The organism is Stenotrophomonas sp. 116085_Sma (genome assembly GCF_056479585.1).
Genome location: NZ_CM151057.1, coordinates 4,517,979 through 4,541,195, shown reverse-complemented (window position 1 = coordinate 4,541,195; position 23,217 = coordinate 4,517,979). Strand labels below are relative to the sequence as shown.

Sequence of the window (23,217 nt, the reverse complement as noted above, 5' to 3'; positions counted from 1 at the left end):
GTGCCAACCAAGGTTGGCATCTACCGAAGCGGGTCCCGTAGATCCACGCCATGCGTGGATGCTCTTCGCCTATCGATCAATCGCCGGCAACGCATCCGACAACAGCAGCCGGTCAATCCGCCGCAACGCGCCTTCCAGCTGCCGGCGGTCCGCTGCCAGCCCCAGCGACAGCCGCACGCCGTTCTGATGCTGTACCCCGGGCGGGCAGAACGCCGATGACGGTGCGATCGCCAGCCCCTGCAGCTGCGCGGTACGCACCAGGGTGGCATCGGTCCACGGCGCCGGTATCCGGCACCAGGCATGCAGGCCCTCGGCACGCTGCAGCAGCGACGGTGCCAGCAGATAGCGCACCATGCGCACGCGCTCGCGTGCTTCGCTGCGCACCTGCGCAAGCAACGATTGCGCCGAGCCATCCAGCAGCAGCTGGCTGGCCAGCGCCGACACCAGCGGATGGCCCATCAACCGTGTTGCCCGCAGCGCGGCTGTCATCGCTTCGGCGTGTGCGGCACTGGGGCAGTGCACGAACGCGGTGCGCAGGCCGGGGCTGATCACCTTCGACAGCGTTGCCACGTAGAACACATGGTGCGGCGCCAGTGTCGCCAGCGGTGTTGGCGCGTCCTCGGCAAGGTGCCAGTACGGATCATCCTCGATCGCCAGCAGGCCTTCGCGCTCCAGCACCTGCACCAGCGCCTCACGCCGCTGCAAGGGCAGGGTCAGGGCGGTCGGGTTCTGGCAGGTGGGGTTGAGATAGACCAGCCGCGCGCCGCTGTCGCGTGCCCGCCGCGCCAGCGCTTCAGGGCACATGCCGTGCTCGTCGCCGTCCACCGGCAGCAGCCGACGCCCCAGCGCCGCTGCGGCCTGCAGCAGCCCCGGATAGACCAGCGCATCGCACAGTATCGTATCGCCATCGCGGCCCTGGCTGACCAGGATCGCGGCCAGCGCCACCTGCGCGCCCTCGGTCAGCAGCAGGCAGTTGTCATCCACGGTGCCGAGCATCGGTTGCAGCCAGCGCGCCGCGGCATGGCGATCAGTGGGGTTGCCGCCACCCAGGTGATAGGTCATCAGGTTCGGTGCGTTGCTGCGCGCAAGCACGGCGGCGGCACCACGGCGCAGCGTCTCCGCCAGCGCGTCGGCATCAGGCACCGGCGGCACGTTCATGCTCAGGTCCACCACCTGGTCGAAGCCGGCCTTGGGCGGTGCGATGAAGCTGCCCTGCGGTCCGCGCGCTTCGATCAGGCCACGCTTGCGTGCTTCATCGAAGGCGCGGGTGACCGTGGTCAGGTCAATGCCCAGTTGCTGCGCCAACGCACGCTGCGAGGGCAGGCGCTGGCCGGGGGCGAGGCCACCGCGACGCACCGTGCGCTCCAGTGAGTTGACGATGCGCAGGTAGATCGGCCCGCTGTGCGCGAGCACGTCCTGCACCCACTCGCGCGCTGCGACATCCGGTCGCGGCATGTACGGAGCATGTCGGGGCGTATCGTTGCTTCCAACGGCGGGAGCCTGTCCATAACCATCGGTCGGTTCGGACAGGTGACCGCCGTTGTTGTTTGCGGCGGTCGCGCCACTCAGAGCCAGTGATGTCATTGCGCGTCCTCAGCGCTTGGCCTGCCACGGGCAGTAGCAGCCCACGGCAAGCAGTCCTTTGGGGCGCACGGTTTCACCGCGCACCAGTCTGTCCAGCAGCGGTTCGACGAAGCTGTTGGCCGAGTTGCAGACCATGCCGATGCTGTACGGCCCGGCGTAGGCCAGATGGCCCTGCCGGTCCCAGATCGCCACCGCAGGGCTGGCCGGGATGTGCTCGATGCCATCGATGGTCGGCAGGTTGATCACCTTGTTGCGCAGCGGCTCGGGCAGTTCGCCCTGCGTGCCAGGGCGGCGGATCGCGTAGAAGTCGATGCCGGCGCGGCGGTACATGCTGATCAGGTAGCTCAGGTGTGCACCGGTCTCCCGGTTGCAGACCGCACATGCCGGGTCCCAGAAATGCACCACGCGGATGCGGCCGCTATCTCCGGCAAGATCAGCCGGCAGGCGCAGTTGCGAGTCGTCGAAGACGATGGCCTGTTCGGTGAACGTGGATTGCGCGCTGTAGCCGAAGTACTGCCACAGTGCAGCCGCCACGCCTGCCATGAACAGGCAGGCGAGGGCGATCATCGTCGGCAGCAGCAAGCGGCGGCGCGGCGCGGCTGCGCCCATCAGGAGTCTTCCCGGCCGAACTTGTGCACATATTGCTTGCGCATCTCGCGGCAGGAATCGGCCTGCGCGCGGCGCTGGATCTCGCTACGTGACGGATCCTCGCTGCGCTGCACGCATTGCTCGATGGCGTGGCGTTCGGCGGCCTGCACATCCACGGTCTGCGGCTGCAGGCAGACCCAGGCCAGTGCGGCCAGCATCAGCACCACAAAGCCACCGCACCCCGCCATCACCAGGTGGAACTTCAGTTTCTCGGCGCGCATCGATGCACGTTCCTTCATCCATACATTGCATACAAAATATCATCTTGTATGGATGGAGTGCCATCTACCCGGTTCAGACGATGGCGTTATGCCGGGCCTCGGGCGCTTCAGACAGGATCTCATTCAGCTTCGCCAGCGCCCCGGCCAGCGCGCCCTGGTCGACCGCGCCGCCCAGCGACAGGCGGATCGCGTTGCCCGGTGGCGGCTCCTCCACGCTGAAGGCGTCGGAGCTGGCGATGCCCAGCCCCTGTTCCTGGGCGGCCTGGATCAGCCGGTATTGGTCCAGCCGTGGCGGCAACGGCAGCCACACGTGCAGGCCGGCCGGATGGGCCTGGGCACGGGCGGGCAGATACCGGGCGGCAATGGCCTGGCGCTCGCGCAGCTCCTGCTGGAAGCGCTGCACCATGTCCTGGGCCTGGCCACTGCGGATCCACTGCGAAGCTACCGCCACCATTGACTGGGTCGGCATCAGGGCGATCGCGCGCAGCGCGTCCAGCACCGGTTCCATCGGTTCGCCGGCCGGCACCACCAGGTAGGCGGTGCGCAGGCCCGGGGCCAGGCACTTGGACAGGGTGGAGATGTAGTAGACCGGGCAGCCGGCGTCGCGATGCGCGGCCAGCGGCGGCGCGGCGTCCCCGGCCAGCAACCAGTAGGGATCGTCTTCGATCACGGTCAGATCGTGGCGTTTGGCGACATCCAGCAGGGCCTGCCGGCGCTGCGCCGACATCGTTGCCGTGGTGGGGTTCTGGATGGTCGGCACCAGATACAGCAGGCGCGGGCGGCGCAGCTGGCAGGCTTCTTCCAGAGCTTCGGGCAGCATGCCTTCGGCGTCCATCGCCACCGGCACCACGCCCCGCTGCAGCACGCGCGCGGCGGCCAGCAGGCCCGGGTAGGTCAGCTGCTCGGCGGCGATCAGCTCGCCTGGCTGGGTGCGGGCCAGGATCAATGCGCACAGCGCGGTCTGCGCACCTGGGCAGATCACTACCTGGTCGGCGCCGACCGTACCCAGCATCGGTGCCAGCCACTGTACGGCGGCGGCGCGGTCCTCGCGGGTACCTGCGCCGACGTGGTAGCTCATCAGTTCGCCCTGGCCCAGCTGCTGGCCCACGTGCTGGAAACCGGCCTCCATGCCCTGCGCGAACGGCGCGCTGCCCAGCAGCGGCGGGATGTTCATGCTCAGGTCGACCGAGGTGCTGCGGTTGCCGGCCGACAGCGCGATGAAGGTGCCGCCGGCCCCCTGCGCATCGAGCAGGCCGGCCTGGCGCAGCTCGGCGAAGGCGCGGGTGACCGTGGTCAGGTCCACGCCCACCTGCTGGGCCAGGTCGCGCTGCGGCGGCAGCCGGTCGCCCGGGCGCAGCACGCCGTCATCCACTGCCTCCCGCACCTGCCGGGCAATCTGCAGGTACAGCGGGCCGGCGCCCTCGCGGAAGGGGCGGACCCAGGTGCGATTGGGATGTTTCAGGCGGCGGCCGGCGGCAGGTGGCGTCATCGGTCAGATTTTTCCATACGTGCAGATGCACAAGTCCATACAATGATGTATCTTGTATGGGCTTGATTGGAGTGGTTCGCCTGCTTGTAGGCGACCTCGTACCCACAGTGTAGCCGCTCCACGCCCGGGCGCTGCGCGCAGGCGAGCCGGTCAAGCGCGCTTCTTCAACAGGGTTGACCTCCAATGAATATCTGCTGGAACCGCATCCGCCTGGCGCTGGTCGCCCTGGCCTGCGTCGGCCTGTCGGGCTGTGACTGGGTGCTGCTGGATTCGAAGGGCATGGTCGGGCTCGCCCAGCGCGACCTGATCCTGATCTGCATCGGCCTGATGCTGATCGTGGTGATACCGGCCATCGTGCTGACCTTCGTGTTCGCGTGGCGCTACCGCGCCGGCAACACCAAAGCGAAATACACGCCGGACTGGTCGCACTCCACCAAGGTGGAAATCGTGGTCTGGGGCGTGCCGCTGATCATCATCGCGGTACTGGCGGTGATCGTGTGGAAGTCCACCCACGAGCTCGACCCGTACAAGCCGCTGGACGTGGCTGGCGAACCGCTGCACGTGGACGTGATCGCCACCGACTGGAAGTGGGTTTTCGTCTATCCGGACCTGGGCATCGCCACGGTCAACCAGCTCAACTTCCCTGCCAACCGCCCGCTGGCATTCAACATCACCTCCAACTCGACGATGAATACCTTCTTCATCCCGCAGCTGGGTGGGCAGATCTACGCGATGGCCGGCATGCGCACGCAGCTGCATCTGATCGCCAACGAGCCCGGCCAGTTCCGTGGCATGTCCGGCAACTACAGCGGGCATGGCTTCTCGAACATGAAGTTCATCGCCACCGCCAGCAGCAACGAAGACTTCGAGCGCTGGGTGGCCGAGGTGCGCAGCGCGCCGGACGCGCTCAGCTTCACGCAGTTCAAGGCGCTGGCCGCGCCGTCGAAGAACGCACCGGTGCAGCACTTCTCCAGTGTTGAACCACTGCTGTTCAAGAAGGTCATCGACCAGTTCATCGGCGTTGGTGAAAACACCGCTGCCGCCACCCCGGCGGGCGCTGCCGGCGGTGCCCAGGTTTCCCAGGAGTAACGAACATGTTGGGTAAATTGACGTGGGAGGCCGTGCCGCTGCACGAGCCGATCGTCGTGGTCACATTGGCGGCCATGGTGCTGGGTGGCCTCGCGCTGCTTGGCGCGGTGACGTACTTCAAGCTGTGGCGCCCGCTGTGGCGTGACTGGTTCACCACCGTGGACCACAAGAAGATCGGCATCATGTACGTGGTGGTGGCGCTGGTCATGCTGGTGCGCGGCTTCGCCGATGCACTGATGATGCGCGCGCAGCTGGCCGCGGCCGGCCCAGGCAGCGACGGATTCCTGCCGCCCGAGCACTACGACCAGATCTTCACCGCGCACGGCGTGATCATGATCTTCTTCGTGGCCACCCCGTTCGTGGTCGGCCTGATGAACATCATCGTGCCGCTGCAGATCGGCGCGCGCGACATGGCGTTCCCGTTCCTCAACGCCTTCAGCTTCTGGATCTTCGTGGTCGGTGCCGCGCTGATGATGATCTCGCTGGGCGTTGGCGAATTCGCCATGACCGGCTGGGTGGCTTATCCGCCGCTGTCGGGCATCGAGTTCAGTCCAGGCGTGGGTGTCGATTACTACATCTGGGCGTTGCAGGCCTCCGGCATCGGCACCTTGCTGACCGGCGTCAACCTGTTCATCACCATCCTGCGCATGCGTGCGCCGGGCATGACCCTGATGAAGATGCCGGTGTTCACCTGGACCGTGCTGGTCACCAGCGTGATCATCATCGCCGCCTTCCCGATCCTGACCGTGGCGCTGGGTGCGCTCACCCTGGACCGCTACCTGGACTTCAACTTCTACACCAACACGTTGGGTGGCAACCCGATGATGTACGTGAACCTGGTGTGGGCCTGGGGCCATCCGGAGGTGTACATCCTGGTGCTGCCGGCGTTCGGCATCTTCTCCGAAGTAACCGCCACGTTCGCGCGCAAGAAGCTGTTCGGCTACAAGTCGATGGTCGGCGCCACGCTGGCGATCGGTATCCTGTCGTTCATCGTCTGGCTGCACCACTTCTTCACCATGGGCTCCGGTGCCAGCGTCAATGCCTTCTTCGGCATCATGACGATGATCATCGCCATTCCCACCGGCGTGAAGATCTTCACCTGGCTGTTCACCATGTACGGCGGCCGCGTCGAGTTCAGCGTGCCGATGCTGTGGACCATTGCCTTCCTGGTCACCTTCACCATCGGTGGCATGACCGGCGTGCTGCTGGCCATCCCGGGCGCGGACTTCCTGCTGCACAACAGCCTGTTCCTGGTCGCGCACTTCCATAACACCATCATCGGCGGCGCGCTGTTCGGCTACCTGGCCGGCTTCGCCTACTGGTTCCCGAAGGTGTTCGGATTCACCCTCAACGAGCGCCTGGGCAAGTGGTCGTTCGCGTGCTGGGTGATCGGCTTCTACCTGGCCTTCATGCCGCTGTACATGCTGGGCTTCATGGGCATGACCCGCCGCATGAACCAGTACGACAACCCGGCGTGGACGCCGTACCTGATCGCCGCCTTCATCGGTGCGCTGTTCGTGTTCGCGGGCATCATCCTGATGCTGGTGCAGATCTACGTGAGCGTGCGCGACCGCAAGCGCAACCTGGACCTGACCGGCGACCCGTGGAACGCACGCACGCTGGAATGGGCCACGCCGTCGCCGCCGCCGTTCTACAACTTCGCCGTGGTGCCCAAGGCTGATGAGCTGGACGCCTTCCACGAAGCGAAAAAGCGTGGCCTGCCACCGCCGCCGAAGAAGTACGCGCCGATCCACATGCCGAAGAACACCGGCGTGCCGCTGATCCTCAACATCTGGATCCTGGTGCTGTGCTTCGCCCTGGTCTGGCACATCTGGTGGATGGCCGCGGCCAGCTTCATTGCGATGATCGTGACCCTGATCGTGCGGTCCTACGACGAGGACGTGGACTACTACGTCAGTTCCGAAGGGGTGGCGCGCACTGAAGCGGCCAACCTGGCCAAGCTGAAGGAGGTACGCGCATGAACCTGTTGACCCGCCCCGAGCTGGCCAGCGACACGCAGGCGCACGAGGACCACCACGAGCACGACCACAGCCACGAGCAGGGCGGCATGAAGGTGTTCGGCATGTGGGTCTACCTCATGTCCGACCTGGTGCTGTTCGGTTCGCTGTTCGCCTCGTATGCGGTGCTCAGCACCGCCTACGCCGGCGGCCCCACCGGCAAGGACCTGTTCTCGCTGCCGTTCGTGATGGCCGAGACCTTCCTGCTGCTGGTGTCCAGCATCACCTACGGCCAGGCCGTGCTGGCGATGCATCGTCACGATGCATCGGCGGTGCTGCGCTGGCTGGGCGTGACCTTCGTGCTCGGTGCCTCGTTCATCGGCATGGAGATCTACGAGTTCTCGCACCTGATCCACGAAGGTGCCGGCCCGAGCACCAGTGCCTACCTGTCGGCGTTCTTTGCCCTGGTTGCCACCCACGGCCTGCACGTAGCCAGTGGCCTGATCTGGATGGCCGTGGTGATGCACCAGGTCTACCGCCGTGGCCTGACCCCGACCAACATCACCCGCGTGTCATGCCTGAGCCTGTTCTGGCACTTCCTGGACCTGGTGTGGATCTGCGTCTTCACCTTCGTCTACCTGATCGGAGCCTTCTGACATGGCCCACGTCGAAACCTCGCGCGCCGGCAATGCGCACGGCTCCACCAAGTCCTACCTGATCGGCTTCGTGCTGTGCGCGCTGCTGACCGTGGTGCCGTTCGCGCTGGTGATGAACCCGGTGCTGTCGCGGCCGCTCACGCTGTTCCTGCTGGTCGGCTTCGCGGTGGCGCAGATCCTGGTGCAGCTGGTCTATTTCCTGCACATGGACCGCAAGTCCGAAGGTGGCTGGAACCTGGCCAGCTTCGTGTTCACCCTGGTGATCCTGTTCATCATCGTCGCGCTGTCGGTGTGGATCATCTGGAGCATGCACTACCACATGATGATCAACTGACCGTGGCCGGGGTGATCGGCACGGACCGCACGATCACCCCGGCACCTCAGCCTTCTTTTCCCCACAAGGGCAGGCCTGACCGAGACCCCGCCCGCGCCTGCGTTGGTGGTACCCGTGATGCGTCTTGCCATTGTTGCCCGTTCGTTGCTCTCTCCCCGTTTCCGCCTGCCACTGCTGGCCGGCCTGGCTGCCGGCCTGCTGGCCGGCTGCAGTGCGCAGTCGCGCATGGACTTCTATTCCAAGGACATCGCCTGCGAAGAGCTCGGCCAGCACTGGTCGATGCCCGACAGCCACGGCACCGTGCGCGGCCCGAAGGACCTGCAGGGGCAGGTGACCTACCTGTTCTTCGGCTTCACCAGCTGCCCGGATGTGTGCCCGACCACGATGGTCGAACTGAGCCAGGTGAAGCACCTGATGGGCAAGGATGCCGACCAGCTGCAGGTGGTGTTCGTCAGCGTCGACCCGGCGCGTGATACGCCGGAGGTGGCGCGCACCTATGTGGAAGCCTTCGATCCCAAGGCGATCGCCCTGGTCGGCAACGAAGCGCAGCTGGCCACGATGGCCAGTGACTTCAAGGCGTTCTACGAAAAAGAGCCCGGCCAGGTGCCGGACACGTACACGATGAGCCACATCGCCGGTGGCTACGTGTTCGACCGCCAGGGCCGCCTGCGCCTGTTCGCGCCCTACGGCATGCCGGTGGACAAGCTGTTCTCCGACGTGCAGCGCCTGCTGCTGGAGCCGGCACATCCGGCGGCAGGCAATGACGCGCTGGCCAGCTGCAGCCTCAAGCACAGCGACACGCTCGCCGCCCGCTGACGCTGGTGTGTGCCAACCTTGGTTGGCACAGCTGTAGAGCCGAGCCGATGCTCGGCTCCGGGCTCACCGTGCACCCTGCAAACAGCAGCCGAGCATAGGCTCGGCTCTACATGCTCGCCGCTCGGTGGGTGCCGACCGTTGGTCGGCACACTCCCACACCAATCCCCCGGCCGGCCAGGAGAGCCAACCGGCCGGGGGCACCACTCAACGCCTTACTTGGTTTCTTCCCACTGCACCACGTCCGGCTCGGCCGCCTTGATGCCGGCGGTCGACAGCAGCTTGGTGGTCGCATCCAGCGCCGCGTTCACCGACGGGTACTCCACAATCGCGCGGCCCGAGGCCTTGGACACCTTCACCACGGTGCCGCCGGTGGCGGCGGCCGCACGCTGGGCCGAGGCCGCATCGGTGAAGAACACCTTGACCCGCGAGGTCGCCACCACTGGCGCACCATCGTTGGAGACAGCGGCCGCAAACTTGCTGGCACCGGCATCCGCACGTGCGGCCACACCGGTAGATGCATCCGTGGACCGCTTGCTGCGGGTGCCGACGGCCGCCGCGCTGGCATCAGCCCCGGTGGTGATCCGGAACTGGCCGCCGCTGGCCTGCTGCACGGTTGCCGACGGCGCCAGCTGGAAGCGCGCGCCGCCCACATTGAACGAACGGCCGGTGGCCTCCGCCTTCAACTGCTGCGTGTCTACGGTCGACAAGGTCTTCGCCGCAGGTGTCTGGCCCGAGCTCTGTGCCCAGGTGGTGGTGGTCATCGCCGCGAGGGCGAGGGTGCTCAACAGAATGGTCGTCTTCATCATCAGTGCCCCAGAACGCGGATCTTGAAGAATTCGAGGTTGCCACGCGATGCAGCGTTCGCGGCCTGCCCCAGGTCGGTGACTTCCAGCGTCCAGGTGCCCGTGGCGTTCTCATCCAGGAAGGCATTGCTGGACAGCAGGTCCCAGTTGGTGAAGTTGCGCTGGACACCATTGAGGCCAGAGCCGATCGCGGTGAATGCCGGCTGCACCACGCTGCGCGTGCCACTGGGCGAGACCAGCACGAACTGCAGCTGGCGGGTGTTGCTGTGGTTGACCCGGAAGCCCAGCTGCACGCTTTCGATGTTGCGCGCGCCGTTGGCCAGCTGGAAGGTCAGGCGTGCAGCGGTGGCCGAGGTGTTGCCGATAGCCACGGTGCGTGTCGTGTTGCGCCAGCCGCTGTCCACCAGTGCACCCAGCGACTGGAAGTTCTCGGCGACCTCCACTGCACGGGCGGCGTTGACCACGCCGAAGCCGTACCAGTTGCTGTAGGCGCGGCCGGCGGCATTCACCGTCCAACCCGGCACCAGCACGCGGCCATCGGAGTGCGTGACCGCCGCCCGGTTCGGGTCATTGCGGGTGGCGGTGGTGGCCAGGATGTACTTCACATCGCGGTAGGACAGGTTCGGATTTGTCTCCAGCAGCAGTGCCGCCACGCCCGACACCATCGGCGTGGCCGCCGAGGTACCGTTCATCTTGCCGGTGTAGTTGCAGGTGCTGTCGATGGCGGACTGATCGCCGTCCAGTGTATTGCGCAGGCTCGTGTTCTTGTTGCTGCCCTGTGCGCAGCCGGTGACGTCGGTGGTGAGAATGGCCGGATCGTAGCGGATCGCCAGCTGCCCCGGCACGACCTGCCGCTGCCAGCCATTCTCGCCGCCGAAGCCGGACACCCACAGCGCCGAGCCGGTGGACGAGTAGGACGAGCGCACGCCATCGGCGCGCACGGCGGCAACGGTGATCACGTTGAACAGGTTGTTGCGTGGATCGCGGCCGGCTGGAATGCAACCGGTGTTGCGGTTCTTGGTGTCTGCCGAGCAGATGTCGGTGCCATCCGAGCGTGCGCCGTTGTTGTGGTTGTTGCCGGCGGCTTTCACGTAGATGCCACCGCGCCCGCCACGGGTGCCGGACATGGCCTGCTCATAGGCGGTGATGTCGTTCTGGCTGTAGGCCAGCGGCAGGTTGGGGTTGCCCGGGCTGGAGCCCCAGCTGTTGTTGAAGACCCCCACGTCGGCCACTTCGGCGCCGTCCCACCACGAGTACTCGATGTTGGAGTTCGAATTGCCCTGGGCATTGGATGCCAGGAAATTGAAGCCCTTGAGTGTGGCCGCCGAGGCAACGCCGCGCACGCCCAGGTTGTTGGCGCCCACCGCACCGGCGATGCCGCCGACCATGGTGCCGTGATTGTCGCGGTCCGGATTGGACGGTGAAGGATTGTTGCTCTGGTTGGCGAAGTTCTTGCCCGCGACTGCCGCGACGTTGGCGGCTAGGTCCGGGTGGGCGATCTGCAGGCCGTCATCGACGATGGCGATGGTGACGCCCTGGCCACGGATGCCATTGCGGAACAGGCCATCCACGTTGAGATCGTTGCCGGCCACCGGCAGGGTATCGCCCAGTACGGCCTGCCCGGTGTTGAGCAGATGCCACTGCCGTCCGGCCAGCGGATCGGCCTGCTGGGCGTGGGCGGTGGCGGCCAGGCTGCCCAGTACCAGGGCAGTGGCGAGGGCCAGGCGCGCGGAGCGCGGTGGCGCGTTGCGTTGCGTGTGTCGCTTCATACACGAATCCTTCTGTTGTGAATCGGCATGGCAGGACGGCGGGGCGGAACTGCCCCATCGCAACGAGCCAAACGCGACACAACGAAGAACCCCCTACCTCTTCACACACCCAATCTGCAGATGTGCCAATTGCGTCACAAACACTCATTCCGCGGGGTAATGACAACTGCACATTTCTATAGAGCTCTGTAGAGCCGAGCCCATGCTCGGCTGCTTTGTACATGTGCCTGTCCGATCAGCCGAGCATGGCTCGGCTCTACAGAAGTGGTGTCATCGCGCTGCTTCACATCCCGCTGTGCTACTAAACCCAGAGCACCCCTTCCGCGTCGGAGCACGATGATGGTCAATCCGCTCGCCCAGGCCCATCGCGGCCTCGGCACCACGCTGTTCAGCCTGTTGAACCCGATACCCTTCGGCTTCTTCGTCGGCGCGCTGATCTTCGACGCGATCTATCTCAACAGCGCCGAGGTGATGTGGGGCAAGGCGGCCGCCTGGCTGATCACCTTCGGCCTGCTGATCGCCATCATTCCGCGCCTGATCAACCTGTTCGCGGTCTGGCGCCGCAGCGGTACCGCCACCCGCATCGACCGCATCGACTTCTTCCTCAACCTGGTCGCGGTGGTGCTGGCCATCTGGAACGCCTTCGTGCACAGCCGCGATGCCTATGCCGTGGCGGTGCCGGGCACGATCCTGTCGGCGTTGACCGTGGCCCTGATCGCCCTGGGCCTGATCCTGCTGTCGTTGCAGCCGCCGGTGCTGCAGGGAGGTCGTCATGGCTAAGCACATCCTGCCCACCGTCGCCGCGCTCGCACTGGCCGTCACCCTGTCGGCCTGCGCCGGCAAGGCTGAATACCATCCCGCCGACCAGTCCGGCGCAAAGCCGCCGCTGCCGGCGCCGAAGAACTTCCTGATGCCGCCGATGCAGGTGCCCAAGGGCGTCGGCTGGGCTGATGGACAGACCCCCACGGTGGCAGAGGGCCTGAAGATCGAACGCATCGCCGCCAACCTGCAGCATCCGAGGCGGCTGCTGACCCTGCCCAATGGCGATGTACTGGTGGTGGAAGGCAACGGCCCCGGCGAAGAACCGGTCACCACGCCCAAGCAGTGGATTGCCGGCAAGGTCAAAGCGCGCTCGGGCAAGGCCGGCAAGGGCGGCAACCGGGTCACCCTGCTGCGCCGCTCGCCGGGAACGAACACCTGGACCCAGCACGTCTACATCGAGGGCCTGCACTCGCCGTTCGGCATCCAGCTGATCGGCGACACGCTGTACGTGGCCAACACCGGCAACATCATGCAGTACCACTACGTACCCGGTGAAACCCGCATGTCCGACAAGGGCCGCGAGTTCACCGATCTGCCCAGCACCATCAACCACCACTGGACCAAGGAACTGCTGGCCAGCCGCGATGGCCGCAAGCTGTATGTGGGTGTGGGCTCCAACAGCAACATCACCGAGAACGGCCTGGCCGTCGAATACCGCCGTGCGGTGGTGCTGGAAGTGGACGTGGCCACCCGTGGCAGTCGCATCTTTGCGTCGGGCATCCGCAACCCGACCGGGCTGGACTGGGAGCCGAGCACCGGCAAGCTGTGGGCAGTTGCGAACGAACGCGATGAGATCGGTGCAGACCTGGTGCCGGACTACCTCACCTCGGTGAAGGAAGATGGCTTCTACGGCTGGCCCTACAGCTACTACGGGCAGCACGTGGACGAACGCGTGCAGCCGCAGCGGCCGGACCTGGTGGCCAAGGCAATCGTGCCGGACTATGCCATCGGCTCGCACGTGGCACCGCTGGGCCTGCTTTTCTACACCGGCCAGGCGCTGCCGGCGCAGTACCACGGCGGTGCCTTCATCGGCGAGCACGGCAGCTGGGACCGCTCGCCGCTGAGCGGCTACGAAGTGGTCTACGTACCGTTCAAGGACGGCAAGCCGACCGGGCGGCCGCAGACCGTGGTCAGCGGCTTCGCCTCGAAGGACGAGAAGACCCTGATGGGCGCGCCGGTGGGCATGGCGATGGACGCCGAAGGCGCGCTGCTGGTGGCCGACGACGTGGGTGACGTGGTGTGGCGGGTGTCGGCGAAGTAGTTCTGTAGAGCCGAGCCCATGCTCGGCTGCTCTTCGTTCGGTGCACGGAAACCCGCGCGGTGCGCGCGTAAGCCGAGCATGGGCTCGGCTCTACAGTTCCGCAGTACCGCTGCGGAACCCGCTGAACACCGACTCGGCGGCAAACCCGACGCCACCCAGCAGCACGCCGAAATACACCATCGTGGCCACCACGAAGGCGTAACCGGCCGCCACCGCTGCGCCATCGCGCTGGATGAAGCCGATGGCGAAGGACATCAGTGCCAGTGCGGGCAGCGTGTTGCTGAAGGGAATCGGGCCGGCCGGCGCCATCAGCAGCAGGGTGGCCACGACCAGCGCCAGATTGTTCAGGCGCATCATCTTCTTCGAACGCACCATCACCGCCAGGCGCATCGGCCGCGACAGCCGCTCCATGCGGTGCACCCACTTCAGTGCACGGCCAAGGTTGGCCTTCAGCTTGTCGGTGGCGATCTCGCGGCGCGCCAGTTTCTGCGGCACCCACAGCGGGCGGTTGCGTACCCGGCTCAGGCCGATCAGCAGGATCGAGGCGCCGAACACGGTGCTCAGCCCGGGAATCGATACGGGAATGATGAAGATGGCCGAGAGCAGGATCACGATCAGCAGCAGGCCTTCATCGCCCAGCGCGCTGAGCAGGGTACCGACGCTGACCTGTTCGCCGGGCAGCTCGTCGATCATCTGCTCGATCTGCTGGGCCAGGGGCGCGCTGTCGTTGGTTTCGGGGGCACGGTAGGTCATGCGTCGCAAGGTTCTCCAGGGAAGGGCGGTCAGTGGGCCGTCCTGCGGTGGGGGACGCACAGGCTCCTGCAGTATCCCGGCCAGCGTGGGCAAAGAGGTGAACCGGGCATGAGGGGGTAAACTGGCGTGCCCCGCACGAGTTGAACGCAATGGATATGGGCCGCAGGCAATCGACCATCGAACTGGTCGCCATCGACATGGATGGCACCCTGCTGGACCCAGCCCATCGGCTCACCGCCCGGGCCACGCAGGCGATTGCGCAGGCACGCGCGCTGGGCGTGCACATCGTGCTGACCAGCGGCCGCCCGGTGCCGGGCCTGGCGCCATTCCTGCACGAACTCGGCATCGATGGCGACGATGACTACTGCATCGCCTGCAACGGCGGCCTGGTGCAGCGTATCGGCACCCGTGAAACCGTGGTCGAGTACCCGCTCAGCTTCGCCGACTTCCTGTTCTGCGAGCAGGTGGCGCGCGAACTGGGCGTGCACTTCCAGGCGCTGGACAGCCAGCGCATCTACACACCCAACCAGGACATCAGCTACTACACCGTGGCCGACTCGCATCTTTCGCGGATGCCGCTGTCGTACCGCCGCGTGGCCGACATGGACCCGTCGATGTCCTTCATCAAGCTGATGATGATCGACGAGCCCGAGGTGCTGGACGCCGCCATCGCGCGCCTGCCCGGCGAACTGACCGAGCGCTTCGCGGTGCTGAAGAGCGCACCGTTCTTCCTGGAAGTGTTCGACCACCGTGCAGGCAAGGGACCGAGCCTGCAGAAGCTGGCCGAGCACCTGGGCATCGACCGCGCCAACGTGATGGCCATCGGTGACCAGGAGAACGACCTGACCATGCTGCAGTACGCCGGTACCAGCGTGGCAATGGGCAATGCCATCGACGCGGTGAAGGCGGTGGCGCGGTTCGAGACCAGCAGCAATGCTGATGAAGGCGTGGCGCGCGCGATTGAGCGCTTCGTGCTGCAGTAACCCCGGGTCTCCATGCTCTGGTAGGTGCCAACCTTGGTTGGCACACGCAGACCGTAAGCGCCGACCAAGGTCGGCCTCTACCATGCTTCGCAGGCCCCGGTAGGTGCCAACCTTGGTTGGCACACGCAATCGGCAAGCGCCGACCCAGGCTATACCCACGTATAGCCCACCCATCCCCACCGCCATCGGCGCTGTACCACGGTGCAATGGCGGATGCGGCAGTGCGATGCAAGACTTTCGCACGTCGAAATCACGCCATCGAATTCTGAGGCAGAGGATCGTCTTCCTCTGCCACTGACCGGCGCGGACAGCGCCGTCACACCCTCAACGCAATCGCACCGCCAGCCAGGCGCCGACACCGGCGCTGCAACGCGCTGGGCGTGCGCCTGCGCCGCACTCTCCCTGCACCTTGGATCTGCTCATGAACACCCCGCCCACGACGCGCCTCGCCCTGGCGATCATCACGGCCATTGCCGCCCCTGCGTATGCCGCCGACTCGGCCGAGACCGCGCACGACACGCCCACCACCTTGAATGCCCTGCAGGTGATCGCCACACCGCGCGGCGCCGCCGTTGCACCGACCCAGGTGGTTGGCCCGAACCGCTACATCATCAAGGCCGAAGACCTCGACGCGATGGTCAGCGGCAACAATGGCCTGGCCATGCTCAAGCAGGTGCCCGGCGCCAGCTACACCGCCACCGACGGCCTGGGCCTGGACATCTCGGCCACCAGCCTGTTCGTGCGTGGCTTCCGCATGAATGAAATGGGCATCACCTTCGAGGGCGTGCCGCTGAACGACAACGGCTTCCTCTCGCTCACCGGCACCAGCGTGGTGAACGTGGGCGTGCCCGATGGCATCGGCGCGATCACGGTCAGTCCCGGTGGCGCACCGGTCAGCGTGTTCTCCAGCAGCGTCAACGGCGGCAGCCTAGAATACCGCCTGCGCGAGCTGCAGGACACGCCCAGCCTGCGCGTGAAGCAGGGCGTGGGCAGCAACAGCACGCTGGTCACCACCGTGTCCGGGCAGAGCGGCCAGCTCGGTGAGCACGGCCCGAAAGTGCTGGTCGACCTGCAGCGCGTGTCCGCCGACAAGTACCAGGGCGAAGGCACGCAGAACTTCCTGCGCGGCGACCTGAAGCTGCAGCAGGACGTCGCCTGGGGCGATGTCACCGTGTTCCTGTCCGACAGCAAGGCCAAGGTCTGGGGCTACAACAACATCTCCTTCGACATGATCCGCAAGCTCGGCTGGAAGGCCGACATCTTCTACCCGGATTACGCGTGGGCCTGGTACGTGGCCTCGCCGGAGAACGCAGACAAGTCCTGCGGCGCCTACACCTGCGGTGAGCTGTCCGAACTGATTCCGTACGACACCGGCCAGATCACCCGCGACCGCGTGTCCTCGATCAACCACCGCTTCCAGATCACCCCGGCACTGCGTGGCAACGTGCAGCTGTACAACGCCAACAGCCACACCCAGGCCACGCTGACTGACCCGACCGTACCGTCGCCCAACGGCGCACCGTTCTCCGAACAGGTCCAGACGCCGCGCCTCAACCGCCTGGGCGGCATGGTCAACCTGCAGTTCGAGACCGGCGCGCACACCTTCACTGCCGGTTTCTGGCAGGAGAAGAGCAAGGCCGCGGCCAAGACCGAGTGGTACCAGCAGCCACTGCTGGGCGAGGGCCCGCCGCTGAAGGCCACCGGCCCGTTCGACGTGTACGGCCCCGCGTTCAAGACCGACAACGCATCGAGCTGGGTGACCCGCTCGCGCCAGTTCTACCTGCAGGACGACATCGTGCTGAACGACACGCTGAAGCTGGGTGTCGGCTTCAAGGCCGTGGACTTCCGCACCAGCGGTGGCGGCCTCGGTGATGCCAAGGACCGTCCGGTGAACGGCACGCTGCGCGCGAAGAGCAACTTCCTGCCACATGTCTCGCTGTTCTGGAGCCCGACTGAATCCACCGATGCGTTCATCGACCTGGCCAACACCATGAACGGCTACCGCGTGGCCCAGCGCGGCAACATCGGTTACACCGCCTCGGCATGGACCATCACCGACCAGGAGGAGTTCGACCGCGTGGCCGGTACGCTGCGCCCGGAGAAGAACTGGAACCTCACCGTGGGCGCATCACACCGCTTCGACCGGCTGACGATCACCGGCGATGTGTTCTACAACGACATCCGCAACCGCCTGCTGTCGGCCGCCATCGGCACCCAGTTCACGCAGATCAACACCGTGCGGCTGATGCCGAAGATGCACGTGATCGGTGCCGACCTCGGCATCACCGCCGACTTGACCGACCACCTGCAGTTCTACCAGGGCGTGGCCGTGGCTCGTTCGTACTACGACAGCGATTTCGTGGTGGGCGATACGGTGTACCCGATCAAGGGCAATGCCCAGCCGGGCTACCCACAGATCTCGCTGGTCAGCGACCTGTCCGCCCACTTCGGCGACTGGCGCTTTGGTGCCACCAGCACCTCCTACCTGCGCCAGCCCTTCACCTACGAGAACGACATCCGCGTGCCCACGTTCTGGCAGGTCAATACCTATGCGGCGTATCGTTTCGGTGCGGACAGTGCAGTACCCGGGCTGGAGCTGCGGCTGGACGTGAGCAACCTGTTCAACCGCCACAACATCGGCACCGCCACCATCGCCGGCTCGTCGTTCTCGGGGGATTACCAGACCCTGCAGCGGAGTGCGCCCCGGCAGCTGATGTTCAGCACGTCGCTAACCTTCTAGGTAGATCCACGCCATGCGTGGATAGTTGACCCAAACCCGCCAAGACCCCCCCCTTGCGCAATCAACAGGGATTTTCTGGCGGCGACGCAAGGTTCCCACAATGTTGATGGGTCATCCTGTTGGCATGGCACAGCACAACCCGCGAACCCCGCTGTTCGGCATCCGGGGCCCAGGACGGCCCCGGCAGGCGCTGTCCGTAGCGCCTGAAATCGACCTGCGTGCCGAGTACCAGTTCTGGCACGTCTACGAACGCGTAGTCCGCCCGCTGCCCGGCGGTGGGCTGCGGAAGGCCTGGCTTGTGTGCCAGAAGGTGTATCGCGACCGTTGGCAGCACCCGGACGACAGCGACGAGGCGGCGTTGTCGAGGGTGGTGTTTGGCGGGAACATGACGGCTGACCGGGCGTCGGAGCTGGCGGAGCTGCACGCGCTGGTCAGCCGTCGGGTGGCGCTGCTGGCGAGGCGTGGGCGGATGGGTACTGCGGCTTGATTTGCAGGGATGCTCCTGGCGACGCCGGATTGCCATGAACCGCCCTGGCGCCCTCGCACCATCCGCTGCCATGACCTGCTATGGCATTGTCCCAACCGCTGTCATGACCTTCTCTGGATAGAGTCGACTGTTAGTCGACTGCTCTACTCATCGGCTCCGCGGAAATCTGCGCTTCGCGCGCGAGTCGACTAACAGTCGACTCTACCAACGTCCTCTCCAACGGGTGCTTCTAAGGCTTTCCCCGGTCCAGCTGCCGGTACCCGATCGCCTCAGCCAGATGCGCGGTCTGGATGTCCTCGCAACCCGCCAGATCCGCAATCGTGCGCGCCACGCGCAGAATCCGGTGCATCGCCCGTGCGGAAAGCTGCAGACGCTCGATGGCCTGTTCAAGCATGTCCTGATCGCCCTCGCTCAGTAGGGTACACGCCCGCAGCGCTGCCGGCGGCAGATGCGCATTGAGCCCTCCACGCGCCTGCTGCCGGGCATGGGCGGCTTCCACCCGCGCACGTACTGCAGCACTCGGTTCACCCAGCGGCGTGCTCTCCCGCAGCTCCACCGCGTCCATGCGCGCCACGCTGATATGCAGGTCAATACGGTCCAGCAGTGGGCCAGAGACGCGCGCACGATAGCGGTTGATCCGTTCATCGCTGCACAGGCAACGGTTGCTGCGGTCACCGGCCCAGCCACACGGGCAAGGGTTCATCGCTGCCACCAGTTGGAACCGCGCGGGATACTGCACGCTGCGTGCCGCGCGGGCGATGCGGATGTGACCGGATTCCAGCGGCTCTCGCAGAGTCTCCAACGCACTGCGGTTCCATTCCGGAAGCTCGTCCAGGAACAGCACGCCGTGATGAGCCAGCGAGATTTCGCCGGGGCAGGGCGGGTTGCCGCCGCCCACCAGCGCCGCCGCACTGGCACTGTGATGTGGCGCCCGAAAGGGCCGCTGCCGCCATCGTCTTGGGTCCAGCCCTTCGCCACTCACCGATGCAATGGCGGCCAGCTGCAGTGCTTCGACTTCCTCGGTATCCGGCAGCAGACTGGGCAGACGCGAGGCCAGAAGTGTCTTGCCGCAGCCAGGACTGCCGATCAATAACAGATGGTGCCCACCCGCTGCGGCCACTTCCAACGCGCGCCGTGCGTGCGCCTGCCCGCGCACGTCGGCCAGATCGGGCAGTGGCAACGGTGTCGTGTCTGCGCGCTCCACGGTTGGCAACAGGCGCGGATTGCCCAGTCCGGCGCAGCATTCCAGCAACGTACGCGCTACTCGCACATCGGCGTGCTCGGCCAACGCAGCCTCTGCGGCATTCCCCGGAGGCACCACTAGGATGCGCCCAGCCTCGGCGGCGGCAATTGCGGCGGGCAGTGCACCTGCTACCGGCCGCAGCTCACCGGTCAGGCCAAGCTCGCCCAGAAACTCATACTGCAGCAGCGACTGCGGATCGACCTGGCCGCTGGCCGCCAGAATGCCCAGCGCGATGGCCAGGTCGTAGCGCCCACCTTCCTTGGGCAGGTCGGCGGGGGCGAGGTTGAGCGTGATGCGCCGCTGGGGAAAGTCGAAGCGTGCACAGAGCAGGGCGGCACGCACGCGTTCGCGGGACTCGCGCACGCTGGTTTCGGCCAAGCCCACGATCTGAGTGACAGGCAGGCCGCCAGAGAGATGCACTTCCACCCGCACCAGCGGGGCATCGACCCCGGCGCGGGCACGGCTGTGGACCAGCGCCAGGCTCATGTGTGGTTTCCTGCAGAGGGGCGCTTGATCGTGCGGCAGGTGCGCTGCGGGGAGCTATCGGGAATTGCTGGTGAAGTGGCTAGGAGGATTCTGGCCGGTGTTCGCCTGGTGCACACTCGCCAGAGCACCCAGAGCACGCCTCGACCAACAGTGGCTCTGCGTCTTCCTAGAGCAACCGTCCCAGTTTCCGCTGAGAGTTCATCCAACGCTCGAAGCTGATGCGCGCGCGTTCGGTATCCGGCACTCGCCAGACTGCATCGATCATGCTGGCTACCCAACAGGACGACTGCTGATTGAACTGAGGAAGTCCGAACATGAAGATCAGGCCTTGACGGGGATGCTTCAGTTCGAGTAATCATCCGCATGAACGGAAGCTGAGTCGTTTGTCGCCCTTCATCCAAGGATGTAACGGACATGATTTCTGCCAAGGACCGGCGGGGGGAAAATGCTCCCTGCAATGTTTATCCGGGCTCGCCGCTTTGCTCGCTCATCGTTGGCTTGGCACTTGCGCTGGGAGTCGGGTTCCACGTCTCAGCCCAGGATGGACTCTTCAACTACCAAGAGTATGAGAAGAAGGTAAAAAGCGCGCAGTCGCTTGCCGCCATATCCGCAGATGAGGTATTCGGGGATCGAACTTCCGGCTTCGACGGCAGCACCGAGTTCCTCGTTGAAGACGTGTCCATACCTGGCAATTTCGACCTTCCGGTCAGCATCGCCCGCCGCTTTGGAGTTGAGGCCGTCAACCGAGGATCTCGCTATAGCGAGGCCAAAGGGCTGACGCTGTTTGACGATTGGGAAATCGTCGTTCCCCACATGTCGGGCGTATGGACCAAGGGGGCTGGATGGATTACGGGCGATCCAGGGGCGCAGACCACACAGCGTTGTTCGGTCAATAAGGCGCCCTACCTATTGGAGACCTGGGGCTATACCAATATCGGCTTCGGCATTGACGTGAAGTGGCATGGCGGAAATGGCGAGGAGCTTCTGATTGCCGACGATCCGTCCCATGCCACGGCACCAGGCTTGGAGGCGCCCAAGTGGATGACGGCTTCGAGAGCACGGTTCACCTGTTTGGCTGCAACACGAAACGGATATCCGGGCGAGGCGTTTATTGGGCACACCCCGGATGGGAAGAAGTACTTCTTCGACTGGGGTGTGGAAAGGCCCTATGCAACAGCTCAGTTCAGTGATGGCGCTGCCAATCGTTCGGTGGGGCGTAAGCGGGTCTATCTTCTGGCGTCGCGTGTGGAGGACCGTTATGGGAATTGGGTGTCCTATAGTTACAACGGAGACAAACTCACTAGCATTCAGTCCAGCGACGGTCGCCGGATTGACCTGAGCTATGACGGCGACGGTCGGGTGACCAGCGTGCAAGCCAATGGGCGCATATGGCGGTATTCGTATGTTGGCGACACGGACGGGAACGACGGTGGCTTGTCCCAGGTCACGCTTCCGGATGGCTCGGCGTGGGCTTACAGTCATCGCGGACGCCTCCAGTCCAGTTTCCCTATCCGTAAAGCCGACGATGAGGGCGGGTGCGAAATACGGGCCGGTAGTGAGCCCCCTCCTACGCAGATGACGGTGGTCGCCCCCTCGGGTGCGCAAGGCATATTCGACTTTGAAATGGAGTTGTTCATTCGCTCCGATCCTTGCAATGGACTGACACCCTCGCACTACCAAGCGTGGTCTTTGAAGAAGCGCACCATCACCGGGCCCGGACTGTCTCCGATGGTCACTACGCGAAGCTACAACCTGCAGTTGCCGGGAAGCGGCCGCTGGTCCAGCCTGACCAAGCCGGATGGAACGCAGATTCGCGAGCGCTACGGTGCCAATCCAGCTCTGAACGAGCGAAAGCTCATGCAAAAGCAGGTTCTGGACGCAGCTGGCCAAGTGGAGCGTGACGAGCTCTACACCTATACGTTCGGTTCCGAGACCGGTCCGTTCAGTACGCGGGTCGGGCATTCCATCGGGGTGCAAGCGGGTCAGTTCTTGGCGGGCATGCTGAGCGCTCTCAGTGAAAGCACATTCTCTCAAGATGGCGATACCTACCGCGTGGTCTACAGCGATTTCGATCGCAAGGCCCGTCCGGCACGCGTGAGCTATACCGGTCCTTCTGGTACCAAGGCTGAGATACGAGAGCATCTGGATACGGCCAGCCCTTGGGTCTTGGATCAGGTGCTGAGTGTCAAGGAGGCTGCGTCGGGAAAGATCACCACACAGTATGCCTATGACGGTATGGCCAAGCCGAATGCCGTCTATCGGGCCGGGGCTTTGCTGCAGAGTGTTACTTATGCGGCGGATGGCACGATCAGTGCAGTGCGCGATGGAAAGGGGAACGAAACGCAGATCCAGGACTGGTATCGCGGCGTGCCGCGATTGGTCATCAATCCCGATGGCACCACCAATCGCATGTCGGCAGATGGAAACGGGTGGATCACTTCCACCACGGACGCGCTACAAAGGACTACTTCCTATCTGCACGATCCGATGGGTCGCGTGCGCGAAGTCCAACCGCCGGTCGATGAGAACCAGTGGGCCAAGACTACCATCTCATTCCGTCAGGTCGCGGCCGATGAGTACGGCCTTTCGCCGGGGCACTGGCGAGTCGATAACGCCCAAGGGGCACGGCGCCAGGAAACCTATCTCGACGCACTCTGGCAGCCGCTCCTGGTGCGCGAATACGATGCAAACAACGTCGCCGGCACGCAGCGGTGGGTCAGGAACGCATACGACAGCGAAGGTCGCCTGACGTTCACCTCTTATCCTTCAAGCGATAGCACGGTGGCGACCGGTACCTGGACCGAGTACGACGCGCTGGGGCGGAAGACCTCTTCGTCCCAGGACAGCGAGCAGGGCCTGCTGATTACAACCATTGGCTACAGCAGCAATGCCACCACCACAGTCGTGGATCCACTCGGCCATCAGACCATCACCCGATTCGATGCGTTTGAAGGCCCGGACTACGGGAGGCCTGCGCAGATCATTCGTGCCGATGGCAGCAAAGTCAGCATCAAACGAAATGCTTTTGGCCTTACCACCGAAGTAGCCCAGTCCGCCAACTAAAAGGCATGTCAA

At 65.1% G+C, this 23,217-nt stretch carries 19 protein-coding genes; 11 read left to right on the top strand and 8 right to left on the bottom strand.

Annotation, left to right across the window (positions count from 1 at the left end; translation table 11 throughout):
- Positions 1-69: 69 nt before the first annotated feature.
- The 4 genes from ACZK0Z_RS21030 to ACZK0Z_RS21015 are packed head-to-tail and all read right to left on the bottom strand — an operon-like array spanning position 70 to position 3,942.
- The gene (locus tag ACZK0Z_RS21030; RefSeq protein ID WP_197632385.1) at positions 70-1,584 is read right to left on the bottom strand and encodes an aminotransferase class I/II-fold pyridoxal phosphate-dependent enzyme; all 1,515 of its coding nucleotides are present in this window, start codon (positions 1,582-1,584) and stop codon (positions 70-72) included.
- Positions 1,585-1,593: 9 nt separating this feature from the next.
- Complete coding sequence (locus ACZK0Z_RS21025; RefSeq protein ID WP_049431947.1) at positions 1,594-2,193, bottom strand: DUF6436 domain-containing protein; 600 nt, start codon at positions 2,191-2,193, stop codon at positions 1,594-1,596.
- Complete coding sequence (locus ACZK0Z_RS21020; RefSeq protein WP_238378652.1) at positions 2,193-2,471, bottom strand: hypothetical protein; 279 nt, start codon at positions 2,469-2,471, stop codon at positions 2,193-2,195. Before ACZK0Z_RS21020 ends, ACZK0Z_RS21025 begins: the two co-directional genes overlap by 1 nt.
- Positions 2,472-2,526: 55 nt before the next feature.
- On the bottom strand, positions 2,527-3,942 hold the full coding sequence (locus ACZK0Z_RS21015) for an aminotransferase class I/II-fold pyridoxal phosphate-dependent enzyme (protein ID WP_197632386.1): 1,416 nt from the start codon (positions 3,940-3,942) through the stop codon (positions 2,527-2,529).
- Positions 3,943-4,125: 183 nt separating this feature from the next.
- Between ACZK0Z_RS21015 and cyoA the strand changes: the two genes are divergently transcribed.
- The 5 genes from cyoA (at position 4,126) to ACZK0Z_RS20990 (ending at position 8,795) form a co-directional block, all read left to right on the top strand.
- Complete coding sequence (gene cyoA / locus ACZK0Z_RS21010; RefSeq protein WP_010482114.1) at positions 4,126-5,031, top strand: ubiquinol oxidase subunit II; 906 nt, start codon at positions 4,126-4,128, stop codon at positions 5,029-5,031.
- Between the two features lie 5 nt (positions 5,032-5,036).
- A complete protein-coding gene (cyoB, locus tag ACZK0Z_RS21005; RefSeq protein WP_197632387.1) occupies positions 5,037-7,013 on the top strand; it encodes a cytochrome o ubiquinol oxidase subunit I in 1,977 nt (658 codons plus the stop codon).
- Complete coding sequence (gene cyoC / locus ACZK0Z_RS21000; RefSeq protein WP_197619477.1) at positions 7,010-7,645, top strand: cytochrome o ubiquinol oxidase subunit III; 636 nt, start codon at positions 7,010-7,012, stop codon at positions 7,643-7,645. Before cyoB ends, cyoC begins: the two co-directional genes overlap by 4 nt.
- Before the next feature lies 1 nt (position 7,646).
- A complete protein-coding gene (gene cyoD / locus ACZK0Z_RS20995) occupies positions 7,647-7,979 on the top strand; it encodes a cytochrome o ubiquinol oxidase subunit IV (RefSeq protein ID WP_005411473.1) in 333 nt (110 codons plus the stop codon).
- A gap of 117 nt (positions 7,980-8,096) precedes the next feature.
- A complete protein-coding gene (locus ACZK0Z_RS20990) occupies positions 8,097-8,795 on the top strand; it encodes an SCO family protein (protein WP_336339856.1) in 699 nt (232 codons plus the stop codon).
- Between the two features lie 212 nt (positions 8,796-9,007).
- On the opposite strand, the gene ACZK0Z_RS20985 is transcribed toward ACZK0Z_RS20990, so the two are convergent.
- Positions 9,008-9,601 (bottom strand): S8 family serine peptidase, encoded by a 594-nt coding sequence (locus tag ACZK0Z_RS20985; RefSeq protein WP_049431953.1) that lies wholly within the window; start codon positions 9,599-9,601, stop codon positions 9,008-9,010.
- On the bottom strand, positions 9,601-11,367 hold the full coding sequence (locus ACZK0Z_RS20980; protein ID WP_197632388.1) for a S8 family serine peptidase: 1,767 nt from the start codon (positions 11,365-11,367) through the stop codon (positions 9,601-9,603). Before ACZK0Z_RS20980 ends, ACZK0Z_RS20985 begins: the two co-directional genes overlap by 1 nt.
- Positions 11,368-11,706: 339 nt before the next feature.
- Here ACZK0Z_RS20980 and ACZK0Z_RS20975 point away from each other — a divergent pair, with 339 nt between their 5' ends.
- Both ACZK0Z_RS20975 and ACZK0Z_RS20970 read left to right on the top strand, forming a co-directional pair.
- Complete coding sequence (locus tag ACZK0Z_RS20975; RefSeq protein WP_049431961.1) at positions 11,707-12,147, top strand: DUF2231 domain-containing protein; 441 nt, start codon at positions 11,707-11,709, stop codon at positions 12,145-12,147.
- Positions 12,140-13,450 carry a PQQ-dependent sugar dehydrogenase gene (locus ACZK0Z_RS20970; protein WP_049431963.1) on the top strand — a complete coding sequence of 437 codons (1,311 nt, stop codon included), beginning with the start codon at positions 12,140-12,142 and terminating at the stop codon, positions 13,448-13,450. The genes ACZK0Z_RS20975 and ACZK0Z_RS20970 overlap by 8 nt, the downstream gene beginning before the upstream one ends.
- A 90-nt stretch (positions 13,451-13,540) precedes the next feature.
- On the opposite strand, the gene ACZK0Z_RS20965 is transcribed toward ACZK0Z_RS20970, so the two are convergent.
- Positions 13,541-14,203, bottom strand: coding sequence for an exopolysaccharide biosynthesis protein (locus ACZK0Z_RS20965; RefSeq protein WP_049431964.1), 663 nt, complete (start codon positions 14,201-14,203; stop codon positions 13,541-13,543).
- A 149-nt stretch (positions 14,204-14,352) separates the two neighbouring features.
- Here ACZK0Z_RS20965 and yidA point away from each other — a divergent pair, with 149 nt between their 5' ends.
- From yidA to ACZK0Z_RS20950, 3 genes are all read left to right on the top strand, one after another.
- Positions 14,353-15,186, top strand: a complete 834-nt coding sequence (yidA, locus tag ACZK0Z_RS20960) for a sugar-phosphatase (RefSeq protein WP_197619487.1) — start codon at positions 14,353-14,355, stop codon at positions 15,184-15,186.
- A 421-nt stretch (positions 15,187-15,607) separates the two neighbouring features.
- The gene (locus ACZK0Z_RS20955; RefSeq protein WP_049431968.1) at positions 15,608-17,926 is read left to right on the top strand and encodes a TonB-dependent receptor; all 2,319 of its coding nucleotides are present in this window, start codon (positions 15,608-15,610) and stop codon (positions 17,924-17,926) included.
- Between the two features lie 100 nt (positions 17,927-18,026).
- Entirely contained in the window at positions 18,027-18,413 is a 387-nt protein-coding gene (locus ACZK0Z_RS20950; RefSeq protein ID WP_049431970.1) for a hypothetical protein, read from the top strand.
- Positions 18,414-18,642: 229 nt separating this feature from the next.
- On the opposite strand, the gene ACZK0Z_RS20945 is transcribed toward ACZK0Z_RS20950, so the two are convergent.
- Positions 18,643-20,142 carry a YifB family Mg chelatase-like AAA ATPase gene (locus ACZK0Z_RS20945; protein ID WP_049431972.1) on the bottom strand — a complete coding sequence of 500 codons (1,500 nt, stop codon included), beginning with the start codon at positions 20,140-20,142 and terminating at the stop codon, positions 18,643-18,645.
- 414 nt (positions 20,143-20,556) lie between these two features.
- On the opposite strand from ACZK0Z_RS20945, the gene ACZK0Z_RS20940 reads away from it, so the two are divergent.
- On the top strand, positions 20,557-23,205 hold the full coding sequence (locus ACZK0Z_RS20940; protein WP_197632390.1) for an RHS repeat domain-containing protein: 2,649 nt from the start codon (positions 20,557-20,559) through the stop codon (positions 23,203-23,205).
- Positions 23,206-23,217: the final 12 nt, after the last annotated feature.

Excerpts from the sequence above, each read along its gene's own strand:
- ACZK0Z_RS20965 (WP_049431964.1), bottom strand. The coding sequence starts at position 14,203 with ATGACCTACCGTGCCCCCGAAACCAACGACAGCGCGCCCCTGGCCCAG.
- ACZK0Z_RS20975 (WP_049431961.1), top strand. The coding sequence starts at position 11,707 with ATGGTCAATCCGCTCGCCCAGGCCCATCGCGGCCTCGGCACCACGCTG.
- ACZK0Z_RS21015 (WP_197632386.1), bottom strand. The coding sequence starts at position 3,942 with ATGACGCCACCTGCCGCCGGCCGCCGCCTGAAACATCCCAATCGCACC.
- ACZK0Z_RS20985 (WP_049431953.1), bottom strand. The coding sequence starts at position 9,601 with ATGATGAAGACGACCATTCTGTTGAGCACCCTCGCCCTCGCGGCGATG.
- ACZK0Z_RS20950 (WP_049431970.1), top strand. The coding sequence starts at position 18,027 with ATGTTGATGGGTCATCCTGTTGGCATGGCACAGCACAACCCGCGAACC.
- ACZK0Z_RS20940 (WP_197632390.1), top strand. The coding sequence starts at position 20,557 with ATGATTTCTGCCAAGGACCGGCGGGGGGAAAATGCTCCCTGCAATGTT.
- yidA (WP_197619487.1), top strand. The coding sequence starts at position 14,353 with ATGGATATGGGCCGCAGGCAATCGACCATCGAACTGGTCGCCATCGAC.
- ACZK0Z_RS20955 (WP_049431968.1), top strand. The coding sequence starts at position 15,608 with ATGAACACCCCGCCCACGACGCGCCTCGCCCTGGCGATCATCACGGCC.
- cyoC (WP_197619477.1), top strand. The coding sequence starts at position 7,010 with ATGAACCTGTTGACCCGCCCCGAGCTGGCCAGCGACACGCAGGCGCAC.
- ACZK0Z_RS20970 (WP_049431963.1), top strand. The coding sequence starts at position 12,140 with ATGGCTAAGCACATCCTGCCCACCGTCGCCGCGCTCGCACTGGCCGTC.
- ACZK0Z_RS20990 (WP_336339856.1), top strand. The coding sequence starts at position 8,097 with ATGCGTCTTGCCATTGTTGCCCGTTCGTTGCTCTCTCCCCGTTTCCGC.
- cyoA (WP_010482114.1), top strand. The coding sequence starts at position 4,126 with ATGAATATCTGCTGGAACCGCATCCGCCTGGCGCTGGTCGCCCTGGCC.
- ACZK0Z_RS21025 (WP_049431947.1), bottom strand. The coding sequence starts at position 2,193 with ATGGGCGCAGCCGCGCCGCGCCGCCGCTTGCTGCTGCCGACGATGATC.
- ACZK0Z_RS21030 (WP_197632385.1), bottom strand. The coding sequence starts at position 1,584 with ATGACATCACTGGCTCTGAGTGGCGCGACCGCCGCAAACAACAACGGC.
- ACZK0Z_RS20945 (WP_049431972.1), bottom strand. The coding sequence starts at position 20,142 with ATGAGCCTGGCGCTGGTCCACAGCCGTGCCCGCGCCGGGGTCGATGCC.
- ACZK0Z_RS21020 (WP_238378652.1), bottom strand. The coding sequence starts at position 2,471 with ATGAAGGAACGTGCATCGATGCGCGCCGAGAAACTGAAGTTCCACCTG.
- cyoD (WP_005411473.1), top strand. The coding sequence starts at position 7,647 with ATGGCCCACGTCGAAACCTCGCGCGCCGGCAATGCGCACGGCTCCACC.
- ACZK0Z_RS20980 (WP_197632388.1), bottom strand. The coding sequence starts at position 11,367 with ATGAAGCGACACACGCAACGCAACGCGCCACCGCGCTCCGCGCGCCTG.
- cyoB (WP_197632387.1), top strand. The coding sequence starts at position 5,037 with ATGTTGGGTAAATTGACGTGGGAGGCCGTGCCGCTGCACGAGCCGATC.